Origin of the sequence: Pseudomonas monteilii NBRC 103158 = DSM 14164, from assembly GCF_000730605.1 — a bacterium.
GTDB lineage: Bacteria > Pseudomonadota > Gammaproteobacteria > Pseudomonadales > Pseudomonadaceae > Aquipseudomonas > Aquipseudomonas monteilii.
In genome coordinates, this window is the sequence record NZ_BBIS01000050.1 from 14,304 (window position 1) to 33,111 (window position 18,808).

Sequence of the window (18,808 nt, forward strand, 5' to 3'; positions counted from 1 at the left end):
GCGGGCCGGTCTTTAGCGGCCAGCCTAAACGCTTTGTTTATTGGCCTGGCCGCTCGGACCCGCTAAGTTAGCGCCCCCTGCAAGGATGCATTCCAGGAGTTGTCATGTCGCCCTTTGGCCTGTTCATCGGCCGTCTATTCAACCCGTCCCCTGCGTTGAAGCCCCTGCTCGACGGTTATTCCGAACTTCAGGTACCCGACGCGCAAGCGGTCTGTGCCTTGGGTGAAGTCGACCTCGGTGAGGCCGTGCAGCTCAAGCGCTTCTATCTGGATGATGAAGATTACTGGCTGCAAGTGCTGATGAACGGCAACGAGGCCGGCGATACCGTGCTGTTTGGCTACCACAGCGCGATACCGGTCCGCGATCAAGCCCACTTGCAGCAAGTGGTTGGCAGCCAATCCAGCGTCGGCATGCCGATCTTCGAGCACGATGGCTATTTGTACTCCCGCCAGTGGGGCCGTGAGCAAGGCAAGGCGCCTTTGGTATCCCTGCATGAGCAGGTCGTCAACCAGAGTGCCCGCTACGGTATCAGCCACCTGTCGATGCTTTACGCCCGCGACACCGGCCTGCCGGAGCGCCGCGAATTCCTGCTGTTGTCGATCGAGGAAGATGAGCAGGGCAGCCTGACCTTCACCACTTCGCTTGGCGCCACCCTGTTCCCCAGCGATTTTCACGTAACCTGACAAGGATTTCCCATGCTCGACGCACTGCGCCTGTCGCTCAACGCTTCAGCGGTGACCGGCTTCATTCTCTATATCAGCGTGGCCCTGTTGGTGTTCTGGCTGTTCCAGTTCATCTACACCCGGCTCACCCCTCACCGTGAGTTTGCGCTCATCCGCGAGAACAATCCGGCGGCAGCCGTTGCCCTGGGTGGCTCACTGATCGGCTTTTCGTTGCCGGCCAGCAACATCATCGCCTACAGCGTCGGCATTCTCGACTTTATCGCCTGGGTGGTCATCGCCGCCGTGGTGCAACTGGTGGCCTTCGGCATCACCAGCCTGGTGCTGCGCGACTTGTCCAGACGCATCGTCCAGGGTGAACTGGCGGCGGCCATCTACGCGGCCAGCGTGGCAATCAGCGTGGGCTTTCTCAACTCGGCCTGCATGACCCCATCGGCCTGACGCGCCAGGAGCCTTGATGAACACCCCTATGCGAAGAAGCTCCGTCAAGCTGGTGCTAGCCGGCTCGCTGCCGCTGGCCTTGTCTGCCTGCGGTCCGCACGAAGATTTGTACACGGTCAGCCAGCAGGTCAATTACGACAGTGTCGAAGCCTGTGTCAGTGACAAGGTGCCTGCCCAGGCCTGTGCTGATGCCTACCAGCAAGCCTTGGTTGAATATCGCCGCAGCGCGCCGAGCTATGCCTTCAAAACGGCGTGCGAGGCAGACTTCAGCCCGGACGGCTGCCAACCAGCGCGTGATGGCCGGTACATGCCGCGCATGAGCGGTTTCGAATTGCAAACCAGCGGTGAAGTGACCCAGTCGCAGCTCGATGCGGGGTATGCCCAAGGCGGTGGCTATGGCCATGTCGCGTCGGCTGCGGTGGCCGGCATGTTGCTGGGACAGATGGCCAGCAGCGCCGGTCGCCGTTATAGCGCCCAGCCGCTGTATGCCTACCGTGAGGGTACGGGCCAGCGAATGGGCCTGCTCGGGCGGCGTTATGGTTCGGCCGGTGGTATCCGTGGCGTTGCCAGGGAAGAGGAAAGTGGCACGACGTCGGGTGGCGGCGGCGGCGGGGGTTCCGGCGCCTGGGGGCGCAACGAACCTCGCTCGGCGCAGTCGGCGTCGATCACCCGTGGTGGCTTCGGCGGCCAAGCCACTGCGCGCAGTGGTTGGGGCGGCCGCTCCGGCAGTTTCTTCGGGGGCTGAACATGCACAAGGTCGAGCTGGATGAACGCCCAGGCTGGCGTGCCACTGCCCTGCGCGAAGGGTTTGCCTTCCATACCATCGAGGGGGAGCGTTACTGGGACGAGCGCAGTTACTACCTGTTTTCCGAAACCCAGGTCGTGCGTGACTTGCAGGCCCCGACAGAAGAACTGCACGCCATGTGCCTGGACGCCGTTGATCGCATCGTCGACAGCGAGGCACTGATGACGCGGCTGGCGATCCCGCCTGCGTTCTTCGACCTGGTGCGCCGTTCGTGGAAGGCGCGGCAGCCGCACCTTTATGGGCGCTTCGATTTCAGCTACGACGGCCAAGGGCCGGCCAAGCTGATCGAGGCCAACTATGACACGCCCACCTCGCTGTACGAAACGGCAGCCTTCCAGCTGATCTGGCTGGAGGAGCAGATCGAACGGGGTGTGCTGCCAGGCCATGCCAGCCAGTTCAACACCCTGGCCGAAGACCTGGTGCAAGCGTTCATCGCGCTGCCGGGGCAGGGCACGTTTTACTTTTCCACCATCGCAGGTTCGGTGGAGGACCGCGGCACCACGGACTTCCTGCGCAAGATGGCCGGGCACGCCGGCATTCCTACCCGGCACATCGACCTGGAAGACATCGGCCTGGACGGCGACGGGCGTTTTGTCGACCTGGCCGGCAGGCCGATATCACGGTTGTTCAAGTTGCATGCCTGGGAGCACATTTTCCGTGAGCAATTCGGCCAGGCCATCCCCGGCTGCAACACGCAGTTTTTCGAGCCGCCGTGGAAGGCTTTGATCTCCAACAAAGGCATCTTGCCGTTGCTGTGGGAGTGGCATGCCGGGCACCCCAACCTGTTGCCGGCGTTCGTGGATGACGCCCCGGCTGGCCCGGTGCCCAAGGGCTGGGTGCGCAAGCCTTACTTTTCGCGAGAAGGGGCGAATGTCGATATCCATACTGCCGATGGCCGGCGGGTATTCGAGGACGGCCCGTACAACGATGCGCCATACATCCTCCAGGCCTTCGCACCGTTGCCCAGGTTTGCCGACAGCTACACCCTGATCGGTTCGTGGGTGGTGGGCGACCGCGCGGCGGGGATCGGCATTCGTGAGGATGACTCGCTGATTACCAAGGAAAGCTCGCGGTTCTTGCCGCATGTCGTGCTTGGCTAAGCCATCACCGCAGGTCGGTTTCAGGATGCGCCTGGTCGTTCGCATGCATCCCTCTGGCGCCACAAGTGCCATGCTTGCAGGATGCCTTCGGACCAGTGCACGCAGATGCACGGCCGTCGGCAAGGAGGCCGCCAGACCGCGCAACCGTGACGTGGCCGGCGCGCCGCAGCAGAACACGCCGGACACCTGCCCCACAATAATTCAGGCAGGGTCCGTGATGCCGAGGTCCGCTGTATGCCTGATGAATTGCTCCACCTGCCCGTTATCCAGCGCATTCTGGCCCGTGACAAGGCTACCCCAGGCGCGCTGTTGCCGATCCTGCATGCCATCCAGCATGACATCGGCTATATCCCCGATGCGGCTGTTCCCGAAATCGCCCATGCCCTGAACCTCAGCCTGGCCGAGGTGCGCGGCGTGATCAGCTTCTATCACGACTTCCGCACCACGCCGCCTGCGCGCCACACCTTGCGCCTGTGCCGCGCCGAGTCGTGCCAGAGCCGTGGCGCCGAGGCCCTGGCCGCGCAGTTGCGCGAACAGCTGGCACTGGACGACCACGGGACCAGCGCCGACGGCGCCATCAGCCTGCGCCCGGTGTACTGCCTGGGTGCCTGCGCCTGTTCGCCGGCGCTGGAACTGGACGGCCAAGTGCATGCGCGGCTCACCCCTGAGCGCCTGCGCGCATTGGTCAACGGTTGCCGGGAGGACGCAGCATGCTGAAGCTCTATATCCCCTGCGACTCGGTGGCCCGTGCCGTCGGGGCCGACCAGGTGGCTGATGCCTTGCAACGCGAGGCCGAGCGTCGCCAGCTACCGCTGGATATCCAGCGCACCAGTTCACGCGGGCTTTACTGGCTGGAGCCGCTGGTCGAGTGCGACAGCGCACAAGGGCGCCTGGGTTTTGGCCCGGTCACCCCGCAGGAGGTGCCTTCGCTGCTCGATGCCCTGGCCGGTGAACCCGGTGGCCACTCGCTGGCGCTGGGGCCGGTCGAAGACATCCCCTACCTGAAAACCCAGCAGCGCCTGCTGTTCGCCCGCGCCGGCATCACCCGCCCGTTGTCGCTGGACGACTATCGCGCCCAGGGTGGTTTCGCCGGCCTGGAAGCTGCCGTGGCAATGGACGGCGCCGATGTGGTCGCTGCCGTGCTCGATTCCGGCCTGCGTGGTCGTGGCGGCGCGGCGTTCCCCGCCGGGATCAAGTGGCGCACTGTGCGTGATGCCGTTGCCGGGCAAAAATACGTGGTGTGCAACGCCGACGAGGGCGACTCCGGTACCTTCGCCGACCGCATGCTGATGGAAGGCGACCCGTTCCTGCTGATCGAAGGCATGAGCATTGCAGGCCTCGCTGTGGGCGCCGACAAAGGCTACATCTACGTGCGTTCGGAATACCCCGATGCCATTCGCGTGCTTGACCAGGCTTTGGCCATCGCCCGCGATGCCGGCTATCTCGGCACTGACGTGGCCGGCAGCGGCCAGTCCTTCGACCTGGAAGTGCGGGTTGGCGCCGGCGCCTATATCTGCGGCGAAGAAACCGCGTTGCTCGAATCCATCGAAGGTAAGCGGGGCATCGTCCGCGCCAAGCCTCCACTGCCCGCGCTGCAAGGCTTGTTCGGCCTGCCGACGCTCGTACATAACGTGCTCACCTTGGCTTCGGTTCCCATCATTCTGGCCAAGGGGGCGGCGTTTTACCGCAACTTCGGCATGGGCCGTTCGCTGGGCACCATGCCGTTCCAGCTGGCCGGTAATATCCGCCAGGGCGGTTTGGTGGAGCGCGCATTCGGCCTGACCCTTCGTGAGCTGGTCGACGGCTATGGCGGCGGCACCGCCAGTGGCCGGCCGCTGAAAGCTGCGCAGGTCGGTGGCCCGCTCGGCGCCTGGGTTCCGCCCAGCCACTTCGACACCCCGCTGGATTACGAAGCCTTCGCCGCCATGGGCGCGATGCTTGGCCATGGCGGTGTAGTGGTGGCCGACGACACACTGAACATGGCCAGCATGGCGCGCTTTGCCCTGCAGTTCTGCGCTGAAGAGTCCTGCGGCAAATGCACCCCGTGCCGCATCGGCTCTACCCGTGGCATGGAAGTGGTGGACCGGTTGATTGCAACCCAGGATTTCACTGAACGCCACGACCAGGCCCTGTTGCTGCGTGACCTGTGCGACACGATGCAGTACGGCTCGCTGTGCGCCATGGGCGGCATGACCGCCTACCCGGTGGCCAGTGCCCTCAAGTACTTCCCCGCCGATTTCGGGCTGACCACCACGGAGGCCGCGCAGTGATCAATTTCTTCGACCCCGCTTCTGATAAAAGCAGCGACCTCGGCACCCCGGCCCGTGACAGCGACGTGCAGGTCAGCCTGAGCATCGATGGCCGTGCCATCAGCGTGCCCGCCGGCACTTCCGTCATGCGTGCTGCCGCCATGCTCGGCACCAGCATCCCCAAGCTCTGCGCCACCGACAGCCTCGAAGCCTTCGGCTCGTGCCGCATGTGCATGGTGGAAATCGAAGGCATGCGCGGCTACCCGGCGTCCTGCACCACGCCCGTCAGCGAAGGCATGGTGGTACGCACCGAAACCCCACGCCTGGCTGGCCTGCGCCGCAACGTGATGGAGCTGTACATCTCCGACCACCCGCTGGACTGCCTGACCTGTTCGGCCAACGGCAACTGCGAGCTGCAGACCGTGGCTGGCCAGGTGGGTTTGCGCGAGGTGCGCTACGGCTACGACGGCGCCAACCACCTGGCCGAGAAAAAGGATGTTTCCAACCCGTATTTCGACTACGAGCCCAGCAAGTGCATTGTGTGCAGCCGCTGCGTGCGCGCCTGCGAGGACATCCAGGGTACCTTCGCCCTGACCATTACCGGGCGCGGTTTCGAGTCGCGGGTGGCGGCGGCGGGCGGAGACAACTTCCTGGCCTCCGAGTGCGTCTCCTGCGGCGCCTGCGTGCAGGCCTGCCCGACTGCAACCCTTACGGAAAAAAGCCTGGTGCAGCTTGGCCAACCTGAGCGCTCGGTCATCACCACCTGCGCCTATTGCGGTGTCGGTTGTTCGTTCCGCGCCGAAATGAAAGGCGACCAACTGGTGCGCATGGTCCCGGACAAGAACGGCGGCGCCAACCACGGCCACGCCTGCGTCAAGGGCCGTTTCGCCTGGGGTTACGCCACCCACCCGGATCGCATCACCAAGCCGATGATCCGCAAGCGGCTGGAAGACCCGTGGCAGGAAGTGAGCTGGGACGAGGCGGTGACGTATGCTGCCAGCGAGTTCCGCCGTATCCAGCTCAAGTACGGGCGTGACTCGATTGGCGGTATCACCTCCAGTCGCTGCACCAACGAAGAAGCCTATCTGGTGCAAAAGCTGGTGCGCACGGCGTTCGGCAACAACAACGTCGATACCTGCGCGCGGGTGTGCCATTCACCCACCGGCTATGGCCTGAAGCAGACCCTGGGTGAATCGGCCGGCACACAAAGCTTCGATTCGGTGATGCAGGCCGACGTGGTGCTGGTGATAGGTGCCAACCCCACCGATGCCCACCCGGTGTTCGGCTCTCAGCTCAAGCGCCGTCTGCGCCAGGGCGCGCGGCTGATCGTGATCGACCCACGGCGCATCGACCTGGTCGACTCGCCCCATGCCCGCGCCGAGCTGCACCTGCAACTGCGCCCAGGCACCAACGTGGCCATGCTCAACGCCCTGGCTCATGTGATCGTCACCGAAGGCCTGCTGGCCCAGCGCTTCATCGATGCGCGCTGCGAAACAGAAGACTTTGCCCGCTGGCGTGACTTCGTCAGCCTGGCAGACAACGCCCCTGAAGTGCTCGGCCCGGTCTGCGGCGTGCCCGCCGAACAGATCCGTGCCGCTGCCCGGTTATATGCCACAGGCGGCAACGCGGCAATCTACTACGGCCTGGGCGTGACCGAGCACAGCCAGGGCAGCACCGCAGTGATGGGCATCGCCAACCTGGCCATGGCCACCGGCAACATTGGCCGTGAAGGGGTAGGGGTGAACCCGCTGCGCGGGCAGAACAACGTGCAGGGCTCTTGCGACATGGGCTCTTTCCCCCATGAACTGCCTGGCTACCGGCACATTTCCAACGAAGGCGTGCGTGCCGAATTCGAGCGCGCCTGGGGCGTGACGTTGCAGCCCGACCCAGGCCTGCGCATTCCCAACATGTTCGAAGCCGCGCTGGACGGCAGCTTCAAGGCGTTGTACTGCCAAGGCGAGGACATCGCCCAGAGCGACCCCAACACCCAGCATGTCACGGCGGCCTTGCACGCCATGGAATGTGTGGTGGTGCAGGATATTTTCCTCAACGAAACGGCCAAGTTTGCCCATGTGTTCCTGCCAGGCAGCTCGTTCCTGGAAAAGGACGGCACCTTTACCAATGCCGAACGGCGCATTTCGCGTGTGCGCAAGGTGATGGAACCGTTGGCAGGCAAGGCGGACTGGGAGGCGACCGTGGCCTTGGCCAACGCCTTGGGCTACCCGATGAACTACCGTCACCCGTCCGAGATCATGGACGAGATCGCCCGCCTGACGCCGACCTTCCGCCGCGTCAGCTATGCCGAAATCGACCGTCACGGCAGCTTGCAGTGGCCGTGCAACGACGCCGCACCCGATGGCACGCCGACCATGCACATCGACCAGTTCGTGCGGGGCAAGGGGCGCTTCATGCTTACCGGTTACGTGCCCACCGACGAGAAGGTCAGCAACCGCTACCCGCTGCTGCTGACCACCGGGCGCATCCTCAGCCAGTACAACGTCGGCGCCCAGACCCGGCGTACCGGCAACGTGGCCTGGCATGACGCCGACCGCCTGGAAATTCACCCGACCGATGCCGAAAGCCGTGGCATTCAGGACGGTGACTGGGTGGGTATTGGCAGCCGCGCCGGGCAGACTGTACTGCGGGCCAAGGTCAGTGCGCGGGTGGCGCCGGGGGTGGTGTACACCACCTTCCACTTCCCCGAGTCGGGGGCCAACGTGATCACCACCGACAACTCCGACTGGGCAACCAACTGTCCGGAATATAAGGTAACGGCGGTGGAAGTGGTGAAAGTGTTTCAGCCGTCGCAGTGGCAGAAACGCTATCAGGACTTCAGTGACGAACAGCAGCGTTTGCTGAAGGAGCGCCGTACAGCGGAGAAAGTCGAGGTGCGCCGATGAGCAGCGACAACCTGGTCAAGATGGCCAACCAGATTGCCCATTACTTCGACAGCGAGCCGGACCGGGCCTTGGCGGTACAAGGGGTGCGGCAGCATTTGCAGAGCTTCTGGACACCGGCGATGCGCCGGCAACTGGCGGAGTGGAACAAGGCCAATGCGGGGGAGGGCCTGGACCCCAAGGTGCGGGAGGCGTTGGCGTAAATTTCGGGGCAAAAGACAGGCCCTGTGGGAGCGGGTTTACCCGCGAATGCGTCATTCGACTTACCGACGCTTTCGTGGGTAAACCCGCTCCCACACAGATCGCGTTTGCTTCAGCCGCGGGCCAACTCGGCTTGGTGGGCGATGGCTTCTTCGCTTTTCAGCACCAATACATCGCCTTCCAGAGCATCCAGTACCACCTCCGAAGTATTTCCAATCAACGCCCCGGTAATCCCCGTGCGGCACACCGTCCCGATCACCGTGACCACGGCGTCCAGCTTCTGCTCGGTATGCGGGATCAGCACGTCCGCCGGCCCTTCGGCCACATGCAGGCGCTCTTCGCTAATGTCGTACTCGGCCTGGAACGCTTTGCACGCCTCGCGATAGCGCTTTTCGATGGTCTCGCTCAACTGGTAAGCCGGGTCCGACGCCGACAGCATCGGTGACGGATGGGCGCTGATGACATGCAGTTCACCCTTGGCCAGTTTGGCAATCTCGAAGCCATGGTCAATGATGCTGGCATGCAGGCGGCGGTGATCCTCGTCCTGGTTGCCCACGTCCACCGCTGCCAGGATCACGCCACCCGTCCAGGGCCGCTCACTCTTCACCATTAGCACGGCACACGGGCACTGGCGCAGCAGCTTCCAGTCGCTGGGGGTGAGCAGGGCCTTTTTCAGCGGGTTGTCCGGGCGGTGTTCCTTGATCACCAGCTCGCAACCCTCGGCCTGCTGCACATAGATGATGGTGTCGTGCAGGTTGCCGCGCCAGGCCTCTTCATGGGTGACATTGTCGTAGCCGTCATCGTGCAGTTGACTACTCAACAGGCTCAGCAGCGCATGGTGATCATGCCGCTTGTCGCACATCAGCAGGTGCAGGCGTGCGCCGGTCACGCCGGCAATCAGCTTGGCCCGGGTCAGCGCCCGGCTGTGGGCGTGCTCGGGGTCGAGGACGACAAGGATGCTGCGGACGGCTTGCATGGGCGTTAGCTCCCTTCAAAGGTGGCGACCAATGCCTGACTATAGACGGCCCGCCCCCCGCTGGCGCTTGATGTACATCAAGAAGCATAGTCACTGACGCCGCCCGCCGCCGCCGCTATAATCGCCAGCCCTGCCTGTTCTGTGTGGTTGCACGCTTATGTCCCTGATCCCCGAAATCGACGCCTTTCTTGGCTGCCCGACGCCAGATGCCTGGATCGAAGCGGCGCTGGCCGACCAGGAAACCCTGCTGATCGACCACAAGAACTGCGAATTCAAGGCCGCCAGCACGGCCTTGAGCCTGATGGCCAAGTACAACACCCACCTCGACCTGATCAACATGATGTCGCGCCTGGCCCGTGAAGAGCTGGTGCACCATGAACAGGTGCTGCGGCTGATGAAACGCCGTGGCGTGCCACTGCGCCCTGTGTCGGCGGGGCGCTATGCGTCGGGGCTGCGCCGCCTGGTGCGCGCCCACGAGCCGGTCAAGCTGGTGGATACGCTGGTGGTGGGGGCATTTATCGAGGCACGCAGCTGTGAGCGCTTTGCCGCGCTGGTGCCGCACCTGGATGAGGAGCTAGGCCGCTTCTATCACGGCCTGCTGAAAAGCGAAGCACGCCACTACCAGGGCTACCTGAAACTGGCGCACAACTACGGTGATGAGGCAGACATCGCTCGTCGTGTGGAGCTGGTGCGTGCCGCTGAAGTCGAGTTGATCCAGTCACCGGACCAGGAACTGCGCTTCCACAGCGGCATCCCGCAAGCGCTGGCCGCCTGATTCGCACCAGGCGGCCCAGCCGTCAGTTGCGCCGGCCCAGCAGCAGGCCCACCACCAGGCCAAGGCCTGCGGAAATGGCCACGGTCTGCCATGGGTGGCCACCAATGTAGTCCTGGGTGGCGTCCACCACCGGTTGCGCCTTGCTGCGCATATTGCTGGCCGCCTGGCGGGCCTGGCGCAGCTTCAGGTTGACCTGCGCGCGTAACGTTTCGGCTTCTTCGCCCACCAGGGCGGCGCTGTCGTTTAGCAGCTTTTCCGATTCTTCGATCAGCGATTGCAGTTCGCTGAATACCTGGTCCTTGATCTGATCGCTGTCTGCCAGTGCGGCGTTTTTCCGGGCCATGAACTCTTCCTCGTCGATGGGGTGGTTTGAACAATGGATGCCGCCGCGTCGGGAAAGTTGCGCCGGCTTACCGATGTTGCGTTGCCTGGGTGTAAGATAGCGGCCATTTTCAAACCTGCAGGTACCTTCATGAGTTTCAATCTGGCCAACAAGAGCTTCGAGGAACGGGCGCAGATCGAGGCAGAGAAGGCGCGGTTGTTCGAGCTGTGGCAAAACAACCTGGGCAAGGCCAAGGGCGAAGCGGCCCGGCTGATTGCCGAAAAACCGCGTCGCAAGGGCAAGTGGGCCGAATGGGTACGCGCCGAGCTGGAAGGCATGACGCCCCCCGAATACGCCAGCATGGTGCGCAGCGAAGTCAACAAGCTGATGGCCGCCGCCAGCGCCAGCCGCTGAACACACTCTCCCGGTGCTTACCAGTAGGTGCCCTTGGGCAGGTCCAGCTTGCCCTCGTCGGTAAAGCGCACAGTCCCCAGCGGCCCACCGGCCAGCTTGCCGCGCAGCTTATAGGGCAGGCCCTGTAGCGAGTCCACCTTGCCCAGCCCATAGGCCTGGCGCAGGAAGGAAAATGCCGTGATGCTAACCGGCACCACGATCACTGCCTCGTCATAACGGCCAATGTGCCCCTGCTGGTCGCTGACCCCGGCGGCCAGCGGCTGGCCGTTCACTTCCAGGTTGAGGGCAATGCCGTTGTAGTCGATGGGGGATTCGTTGGGGTTTTGCACCCGCATTTTCACGGCCATGCGCAGTTCCAGTTCCTGGCCGGGCAACGGTTCGATGCCGATCACACTGATGTTGATCGGGTCACGTGGCTGGAACAGTGCACAAGCGTTCAGGCCATAGGCCATCAGTAGCACGAGCATTAACCGGGTAAAGCGGTACAGGCGGGCAGTCATGAGGGCGACCTTGCCAGAGTGAGCGAAGTGTCAGTGTGGCAAATGCAAGTGGGCGTTGAAAGTGCCCCACAGGATGAAAGATACTGTTTCTCATTAACGCCCGATAACTCCTCCTACTGGCTGTTCCCAAACCCATGCTGACGTCACCCGTGTCGGGGCTGCTGGCGAGTTTCCAGGAGCACTACGACGACCTGCTGCAGTTTCTGACCCGGCGCATGAGCGACCGCCAGCGCGCCGCCGATGTGGCTCAGGAAACCTACCTGAAGCTGGTCAAGATCGATGAGCAGGCGCTGCCAGTGCTGCATGCGCGCAGGTTCATCTTCCGCGTGGCCGGCAACCTGGCGATCGATGCCTTGCGCCGCGAACAGCGCCTGGCGGCCAGCCATGACGACTGTGACGGGGCAGGGGAACTGGCCTGCCCGGCGCCAGCACCCGAGGCGATGTTGTTGGCCCGGGAGCGCTTGCAAATCCTTGACGATGCGCTGCTGAAACTGCCCGACAATGCCCGCCAGGCGTTGTTGCTGAACCGCGTCGAAGGCCTGACCCAGGCGCAGATTGCACAGCGGCTGGGGGTCTCCGAGAGCATGGTGGCCAAGTACATCGGCCAAGCCCTGCGCCATTGCCGCGACTGGCTCAAACAGGCGGGTGTGGCGGCCTCCGTGGTGTTGCTGGTCGCCGCTACGGCTGCTTGGCAACAGGCGCCGATGCTGTTGGCGGATTACCACACCGCAGTGGGCGAGCGGCAGGTGATCACCCTGGCAGATGGCACCCGGGTGACATTGAACAGCGCCAGTGCGCTGAGCGTGGTGTTCAACGAGCACGAACGCCGAGTGGTGCTGGATGCCGGTGAGGCCTTGTTCGAGACCGCTGATGACGCGCGGCCGTTTGTGGTCGAGACGGCGGGTGCGCGTGTGCAGGGTGGTGCAGCCACGTTTAGCGTGCGCCGCGATGGCCGTGTGGTGCTGGCGCGTGGTGAGGCCAAGGTTGGCGAACGTCCATTGGGGGTAGCGGCCGATGCCGGAACGCAGATGGCCTGGCAGCGCGGCAAGCTGATCTTCAACGGCAAGCCGCTGGGGCAGGTGCTGGCGGAACTTGAACGTTACCGGCATGGACGGATTGTGCTGTCGGACAGCAAGCTGGCAGCCATGGAGGTGAGCGGGGTGTTTGACCTTGACGAGCCTGAGGCGCTGTTGCGCACGCTGGAGCAGCGGTATGGCCTGAAGGTGACCTACCTGCCGTGGTTGGCCGTGGTTCACTGATCCGGTACAGAAATAAAAATATTTTCCATTTGCCACTGCAAGTTCCTGCAAGCCAGATCGTCGTAGTGGGACTGATCAGCAACCCATTCTCATTTACGACTTGTCAGGAAGCTCATTCGTGCCTCTGATGCTCAAGCCCCTGCACCGCCGTCGCGGTTCACTTCACCATGCCCTGATGTCCTGCAGCGCCCTGGCCATGCTGGCCGGCCCGCTGTCGGCATGGGCGTCTACCGCTGCCGACCAGGCCCAGGTCCAGGCCCGTCAGGTTCAGCTCGACCTGCCAGCCCAGCCGCTGGACCAGGCCCTGACTGCCTTCGCCGACCAGGCCGGCCTGCACCTGCTGTACACCACGGGCGATGTTGCAGGCCTGGCCAGCCCTGCGTTGCACGGCAGCTACAACGTCGAGCAGGCCCTGCAGCAGTTGCTGGCCGGCAGCGGTATGGGCTGGCAGTTCAGCGATGCCCGCACTGTCACCCTGCGCAAGGCCGAGGCTGCGCCGCAGGCGGTCAACCTCAAGCCGATCGAAGTCAGCGTGGCCTCGCGTACCAGCACTGCAATCAGCGAAATCCCCGGCACGGTCTGGGTGGTCGACCAGCAGCAATTGCGCGAACAGATCGACAGCGGCGTTAGCCTGAAGGAAGCCATCGGCAAGCTGGTACCCGGCCTCGACCTGGCGCCGGAAGGGCGCACCAACTACGGCCAGAACATGCGCGGACGCAACGTGCTGGTGATGATCGACGGGGTCAGCCAGAACAGCTCGCGCGGCCTGTCGCGCCAGTTCGACAGCATTTCGCCGTTCAACGTCGAGCGTGTCGAAGTATTGTCGGGCGCCAGCGCCATCTACGGCGGCGGTGCCACCGGCGGCATCATCAACATCGTCACCAAGAAGGGCGAGCCCGGCCCGGCGCGCTTTGAAACGCAGCTGGGTGCCAGCAGCGGTTTCAACAACAGCGATGACCTGGCCACTCGCTTCGCCCAGTCGATTAGCGGCGGCAACGAGCGGGTCAATGCCCGCCTGGGTATCTCCGGTGAGCAGAACGAAGCCTTCTACGACGGTGCTGGCGACCAGATTTTCATCGACAACACCCAGACCGACCTGCAGTACAACCGCACCCTCGATGTGCTCGGTACCTTGGGCCTGCAATTGAACGACCAGCAGAGCCTCGACCTGCTGGCCCAGTACTACGACTCGGGCAACCACGGCAGCACGGGTATCTACTTCCCCAACCTCAACTACAACGCACCGTCCGACCTGGAAGATGCCGAACTGCGCAGCGGCTACTCGTCCGGCCTGGAGCCGCGTACCCGGCGCCTGCTGCTCAACGCCAACTACCACCACACCGATGTGCTCGGCCAGGACTTCTACCTGCAGGCCTCGTACCGCAAGGAAGACGACAACTTCTACCCGTTCCCGTACTACAACCGCGCCACGCCCACCGGGTCGCGCGGGGTGTACTTCGCCGCCTCGCAGCAAAATTTCGAGGTCACCAGCCTCAAAGGGCTGTTCGCCAAGCAGTGGGACACGTTGAAACTGACCTACGGCATCGACCTGGACCGTGAGCGTTTCAACGCCGAGCAGACCACGTTCAATGCCCTGACTTCGTCCGAGTCGGGCGGCCTGGAACTGGAAAAGGACAGCAAGGCCCCGCGCTATCCCAGCTACCGTGTCGATGGTGTGTCGGTGTACGCCCAGCTCGACTGGCATGCCACCGACAACCTGACCCTCTCCGGTGGCGCCCGCCGCCAGCAGATGGACGTGGACGTCAGCGACTTCAAGGGCGTACCGGGCGGCAGCAACGATTACCAGGTCAACCTGTTCAACGTCGGTGCCATTTACGACTTCAAGAACGGCCATCAGGTGTGGACCAACTACGGCGAAGGCTTCGACCTGCCGGACCCGGCCAAGTACTACGGCAAGCCAGGCCTGAGTGTGGCCGACAACCCGCTGGCCGGCATCAAGAGCCGCCAGGTGGAACTGGGCTGGCGCTATGCCGATTTGGACTGGGATGCTCAGGCGGCGCTGTACTACATCTGGTCGGACAAGATCATCAACGTCGATTCGCAAACGCTGACCATCAACGTGGAAGAGCAGAAGAGCCGCGACTTCGGCTTTGAAGGTGCGCTGACCCGGCATTTCCAGACCGGCTGGGAGGCAGGCGGTACCTTGCACCTGACCCGCTCCGAGGAAGAGGCTGCCGACGGTGGCTGGATCAAGCGTGATGCCCGTTATGCCTCGTTGTCCAAGGCCACTGCATTTGTCGGCTGGAAGGGCGATGGCCGCAGTGCGCGGCTGCAGGCCAACCATGCCTTCAGCCTGAAGGACGACGCCGACCACGAGATCGACGGCTACACCACCTTTGACCTGCTGGGCAGCCAGGACACCGGCTTCGGCACCTTCAGTGCCGGCATCCAGAACCTGCTGGACAAGCAGTACAGCACGGTCTGGGGGCAGCGTGCGACGTTGTTCTATTCGCCGACCTACGGGCCGGCGTATCTGTATGACTACCAGGGGCGCGGGCGTACCTACACCTTGACCTGGAGCATGGCTTACTGATGGTTTTCGCCTGAACTGGCCTCTTCGCGGGCAAGCTCGCGAAGAGGCCAGTTCAGGCAAACGCTGCCAGCAAATCCTGCGCAAACGCCTGCTGTGCCTCGCCAACCCCCTGTGCCCGGTGCCTGGCCAAAGTAAACGGCACCACAAAATCCAGCCCCGGGTCCAGCGCCCACAACGCCCCCCCGGCCTCCCACTCCTGCGCACAATGGCGCGGCAGATAGCCAATATGCCGCCCCGACAAAATGAACGTCAGTACACTCTCGATCTGCTCTGCCACCGCCATGCTGCGCCGGCTCTGGAATGGCTCACCGCCTTTGAGAAACCGGTACGGGTGGCGCACCTGGTCGGTCTCCAGCAACCGCTCAAGCGCAACTTCCGCCTCGCCGAACAGCTCATGGCCTTTGCCGCAGTACAAGCGTTGCCGCTCCTCGAACAGCGGCTGGTAGTCAAAGGCCGCCTGGTTGCCAGAGAAGTAGCTGATGGCATAGTCCAGCCGCTGCTCCAGCAACAGCCGTTCCAGCTCCGCTGGTGGCGCACTGATCAGTTCCAGTTGTACCGCTTCTTCACGCGTGCGAAATGCCGAAATGGCTGCCGCCAGCTTCAGGCTCACCGCCTTGTCCTGATTCTCCGCCATGCCGATGCGCACGGTCCCCAGCAACCGCCCGGCAACCCCATTGGCTTGCTGGCGAAACTGCTCGATGTTCAGCAGCAGCCCGCGTGCCGCCTCCAGCAGCAACGCGCCTTTCTCCGTCAGGTGAAAGCCGCCTTTGCCCCGGCTGCACAGGCGATAACCCAGGCGGGCTTCCAGCTGTGCCATGCGCTGGCTGATGGTGGGCTGGCTCAGGCCCAGCACGCCTTGTGCGGCGCTGAAGCCGCCGGCCTCGACTACAGTGACGAACAGCCGCAGCAGGTGCAGGTCGGGGTCGTGCACTTGTCCGAGCATTACATTGCTCCTTTTGAATGTCAGCTTTACAAACTTGCCATTCCTGCAATGTAACCCGGCTGGCATGCTCGCGGCATCCACCCATTTGCCGAGGTGTCCGCCATGCGTCGATCGTTGTGCCTGTTGTCCCTGGTTCTGGCCTTGCCGCTGCAAGCCGAAGAAAAGGTCGTCAATCTCTACAGCTGGGCCGACTACGTTGCCCCGCAAACCCTCGAGCGTTTCGAGCAGGAAACCGGCTACAAGGTGCGCTACGACACCTTCGACACCACCGAAGTACTGGAAACCAAGCTGCTGACCGGTGGCAGTGGCTACGACGTGGTGGTGCCATCGTCGACCGTACTGGCACGGGCGCTGAAAGCCAACGCCCTGCAACCGCTCGACCCTCAGGCCATGCCCGGCTACAGCAACCTCGACAAGGACCTGCTGGCCAAGCTCGCCGAGGCCGACCCCGGGAACCGCCATGCTGTGCCGTACACCTGGGGCACCTTGGGCCTGGGTGTGAACGTGGAAGCGGTGCGCCAGCGCCTGGGTGATGTGCCGCTGGACAGCCTCGACCTGCTGTTCAAGCCCGAATACGCCAGCCGCCTGAAGGATTGCGGCATTGCCATGCCCGATTCACCGCAGGAGGTGATTGGCGTGGCCCTCAACTACCTGGGCAAGGACCCGTACAGCCAGAACAAGGATGATCTGGCGGCTGCGCAGCGCCTGCTGAGCCAACTGCAACCCTCGATCAGCTACGTCGCCAATGGCCGGCAGATCAGCGACCTGGCCAATGGCAGCGTGTGCCTGGCGCTGACCTACAACGGCGATGCGGCGATGGCCGCCGACCAGGCGCGTCGTGCCGGCAAGCCGTTCGAGCTGATCTACCGTATCCCCCGCGAGGGCACGCTGGTGTGGCAGGACAACCTGGTCATCCCTAAGGACGCCCCGCACCCCGAGGCAGCTCGGGCCTTCATCGCCTTCATGCTCAAGCCAGAGTCGGTGGCTGCGCTGACCAACACGCTGTTCTTTGCCAACGCCAACCAGGCGGCCACGCCGCTGCTGGACGAAGCAGTGCGCAACGACCCCGACATCTACCCGCCGGCTGAAGTGCGCCAGCGCCTGTTCGCCGACCGCAGCATGGCCCTGGCCGACCTGCGCCAGCGTAACCGCCTGTGGACGGCCTTCCGCACCCGGCAATAACCCATAACAACCCAGGAGCCCGACCGTGGACCAAGCCGCAAGCAACGACCAGGCGATGACCCGCGACAGCCTGTACGGCACTGCCGCAGAAAGTACCTACGCCGGCATTACCAGTTTCTCCCGCCGCCGCTACAGCCGCGACCTGCGTGGTGTGGATGTGGTGGTCAGCGGTGTGCCGTTCGATACCGCCACCAGCAACCGCCCTGGCGCACGCTTTGGCCCGCGAGCGATCCGCGCCGCCTCGGTGCAGCAGGCCTGGGCCCGGCACTGGCCGTGGGCGTTCGACCCGTTCGACCACCTGGCAGTGATCGACTACGGCGACTGCGCCTTCGACAGCGGCACGCCACAGTCGGTGCCGGACAGCATCGAGGCCCATGCCGAGCATATCCTGCAGGCGGGTTGCGCCATGCTCACCTTGGGCGGCGACCACTTCATCAGCTACCCGCTGCTCAAGGCTCACGCTCGCCGGCATGGCCCGCTGGCGCTGATTCACTTCGATGCCCACAGCGATACCTGGCCGGACGAAGAGGGCAAGCGAATCGACCATGGCACCATGTTCTGGCATGCGGCCCGTGAAGGCCTGGTCGACCCGGGCAGCTCGGTGCAGATCGGCCTGCGCACCACCAACGACGACAGCCAGGGCTTTGCCATCCTGGATGCCCGGCAGGTACACCGCCAGGGCACCGAGGCGATCATTGCGGCGATTCGTCAGCGGGTGGGCGACCGGCCGGTGTACCTGACGTTCGATATCGACTGCCTCGACCCGGCTTATGCGCCTGGCACGGGTACGCCGGTGTGTGGCGGGCTGAGCACGGTGCAGGCGCTGGAGATTCTGGGCGGGCTGCGCGGCATCAACCTGGTGGGCATGGACCTGGTGGAAGTGGCGCCGGCCTATGACCATGCCGACATCACCGCATTGGCCGGGGCGACGTTGGCGATGGAGATGCTGTGCTTGTATGCGGCGCGGCACAAGGTAGACAAAGCCCAGTAATCGGGGGCCGCTTTGCGGCCTTTTCGCGACACAAGCGGCCTTGTGTCGCGAAAGGGCTGCATGGCAGCCCCAAGGTCCATACTGAAACATCAGGAATCAACTCCACCCGCATTCACACTTTTGCCGCGAACCCTTCGCGCCTTACGCTATCAAAACCCCCAGGCGCGGCATTTTCGTACAGGAGGTGAAGCATGAACCCGTCATTGCCCATCCTGGCGCTTGGCCTGGCCTTGTGCCTGCCCGCGCACGCTGCTCCGCAGCCACCGTTGCAGCTCGCTGCCGGCAACAACAACCCCTACAACAGCCCGATCCAGCGCGCCAACCCCAACAGCCGCCAAGGCAGCATGCCTGCCACGCCGCCCGTGCGCGGCCCATCCACCGACCCGTACCAACGCACGCCCAGCCTGGACAACCGGGGCATTGGCAATGGCGACAACCTGCGCCGCCAGCAGCAAACCCCGAATCTGGAACCCACCCGGCCACCGCGCGACAGCACGCGTGCGCCATAAGCCCATACGA

General features: G+C 63.9%; 19 protein-coding genes. 15 read left to right on the forward strand and 4 right to left on the reverse strand.

Annotation, left to right across the window (positions count from 1 at the left end; translation table 11 throughout):
• The first annotated feature begins 104 nt into the window (after positions 1–104).
• The 8 genes from PM2_RS23565 to PM2_RS23600 all read left to right on the forward strand — a co-directional run bounded on the left by PM2_RS23565 (position 105) and on the right by PM2_RS23600 (position 8,375).
• On the forward strand, positions 105–683 hold the full coding sequence (locus PM2_RS23565; protein WP_016714945.1) for a DUF2491 family protein: 579 nt from the start codon (positions 105–107) through the stop codon (positions 681–683).
• A 12-nt stretch (positions 684–695) separates the two neighbouring features.
• Positions 696–1,121, forward strand: a complete 426-nt coding sequence (locus PM2_RS23570; RefSeq protein ID WP_016714946.1) for a DUF350 domain-containing protein — start codon at positions 696–698, stop codon at positions 1,119–1,121.
• A 16-nt stretch (positions 1,122–1,137) separates the two neighbouring features.
• On the forward strand, positions 1,138–1,866 hold the full coding sequence (locus PM2_RS23575; protein ID WP_051564716.1) for a DUF1190 domain-containing protein: 729 nt from the start codon (positions 1,138–1,140) through the stop codon (positions 1,864–1,866).
• Between the two features lie 2 nt (positions 1,867–1,868).
• On the forward strand, positions 1,869–3,026 hold the full coding sequence (locus PM2_RS23580; protein ID WP_028699778.1) for a glutathionylspermidine synthase family protein: 1,158 nt from the start codon (positions 1,869–1,871) through the stop codon (positions 3,024–3,026).
• Positions 3,027–3,260: 234 nt separating this feature from the next.
• Entirely contained in the window at positions 3,261–3,743 is a 483-nt protein-coding gene (locus PM2_RS23585; RefSeq protein WP_019098738.1) for a formate dehydrogenase subunit gamma, read from the forward strand.
• The gene (locus tag PM2_RS23590) at positions 3,737–5,296 is read left to right on the forward strand and encodes a formate dehydrogenase beta subunit (RefSeq protein WP_016714950.1); all 1,560 of its coding nucleotides are present in this window, start codon (positions 3,737–3,739) and stop codon (positions 5,294–5,296) included. Before PM2_RS23585 ends, PM2_RS23590 begins: the two co-directional genes overlap by 7 nt.
• Complete coding sequence (gene fdhF, locus PM2_RS23595) at positions 5,293–8,175, forward strand: formate dehydrogenase subunit alpha (protein ID WP_016714951.1); 2,883 nt, start codon at positions 5,293–5,295, stop codon at positions 8,173–8,175. The genes PM2_RS23590 and fdhF overlap by 4 nt, the downstream gene beginning before the upstream one ends.
• A complete protein-coding gene (locus PM2_RS23600) occupies positions 8,172–8,375 on the forward strand; it encodes a formate dehydrogenase subunit delta (protein ID WP_016714952.1) in 204 nt (67 codons plus the stop codon). Before fdhF ends, PM2_RS23600 begins: the two co-directional genes overlap by 4 nt.
• Before the next feature lie 110 nt (positions 8,376–8,485).
• Here the strand turns inward: PM2_RS23600 and PM2_RS23605 are convergent, their stop codons facing one another.
• Positions 8,486–9,349: a universal stress protein gene (locus PM2_RS23605; protein ID WP_016714953.1), complete on the reverse strand. Its 864-nt coding sequence runs from the start codon at positions 9,347–9,349 to the stop codon at positions 8,486–8,488.
• A gap of 157 nt (positions 9,350–9,506) precedes the next feature.
• Between PM2_RS23605 and PM2_RS23610 the strand changes: the two genes are divergently transcribed.
• Positions 9,507–10,124, forward strand: a complete 618-nt coding sequence (locus tag PM2_RS23610; protein ID WP_016714954.1) for a MiaE family protein — start codon at positions 9,507–9,509, stop codon at positions 10,122–10,124.
• Between the two features lie 22 nt (positions 10,125–10,146).
• Here the strand turns inward: PM2_RS23610 and PM2_RS23615 are convergent, their stop codons facing one another.
• A complete protein-coding gene (locus PM2_RS23615; RefSeq protein WP_016714955.1) occupies positions 10,147–10,467 on the reverse strand; it encodes an ElaB/YgaM/YqjD family protein in 321 nt (106 codons plus the stop codon).
• A 129-nt stretch (positions 10,468–10,596) separates the two neighbouring features.
• Here PM2_RS23615 and PM2_RS23620 point away from each other — a divergent pair, with 129 nt between their 5' ends.
• On the forward strand, positions 10,597–10,860 hold the full coding sequence (locus PM2_RS23620; RefSeq protein ID WP_016714956.1) for a hypothetical protein: 264 nt from the start codon (positions 10,597–10,599) through the stop codon (positions 10,858–10,860).
• A 17-nt stretch (positions 10,861–10,877) separates the two neighbouring features.
• Here the strand turns inward: PM2_RS23620 and PM2_RS23625 are convergent, their stop codons facing one another.
• Positions 10,878–11,360 carry an LEA/WHy family protein gene (locus PM2_RS23625; protein WP_016714957.1) on the reverse strand — a complete coding sequence of 161 codons (483 nt, stop codon included), beginning with the start codon at positions 11,358–11,360 and terminating at the stop codon, positions 10,878–10,880.
• A 134-nt stretch (positions 11,361–11,494) separates the two neighbouring features.
• Between PM2_RS23625 and PM2_RS23630 the strand changes: the two genes are divergently transcribed.
• Together PM2_RS23630 and PM2_RS23635 are read left to right on the forward strand one after the other, a co-directional pair.
• Positions 11,495–12,619, forward strand: coding sequence for a sigma-70 family RNA polymerase sigma factor (locus PM2_RS23630; protein WP_028699779.1), 1,125 nt, complete (start codon positions 11,495–11,497; stop codon positions 12,617–12,619).
• 127 nt (positions 12,620–12,746) lie between these two features.
• Positions 12,747–15,173, forward strand: coding sequence for a TonB-dependent receptor (locus PM2_RS23635; RefSeq protein WP_016714959.1), 2,427 nt, complete (start codon positions 12,747–12,749; stop codon positions 15,171–15,173).
• A 52-nt stretch (positions 15,174–15,225) separates the two neighbouring features.
• Here the strand turns inward: PM2_RS23635 and PM2_RS23640 are convergent, their stop codons facing one another.
• Complete coding sequence (locus PM2_RS23640) at positions 15,226–16,116, reverse strand: LysR family transcriptional regulator (RefSeq protein WP_016714960.1); 891 nt, start codon at positions 16,114–16,116, stop codon at positions 15,226–15,228.
• A gap of 102 nt (positions 16,117–16,218) precedes the next feature.
• Between PM2_RS23640 and PM2_RS23645 the strand changes: the two genes are divergently transcribed.
• From PM2_RS23645 to PM2_RS23655, 3 genes are all read left to right on the forward strand, one after another.
• Complete coding sequence (locus tag PM2_RS23645) at positions 16,219–17,298, forward strand: polyamine ABC transporter substrate-binding protein (protein WP_016714961.1); 1,080 nt, start codon at positions 16,219–16,221, stop codon at positions 17,296–17,298.
• Between the two features lie 25 nt (positions 17,299–17,323).
• A complete protein-coding gene (gene speB, locus PM2_RS23650) occupies positions 17,324–18,289 on the forward strand; it encodes an agmatinase (RefSeq protein ID WP_016714963.1) in 966 nt (321 codons plus the stop codon).
• A 191-nt stretch (positions 18,290–18,480) separates the two neighbouring features.
• Positions 18,481–18,798, forward strand: coding sequence for a hypothetical protein (locus PM2_RS23655; RefSeq protein ID WP_016714964.1), 318 nt, complete (start codon positions 18,481–18,483; stop codon positions 18,796–18,798).
• Positions 18,799–18,808: the final 10 nt, after the last annotated feature.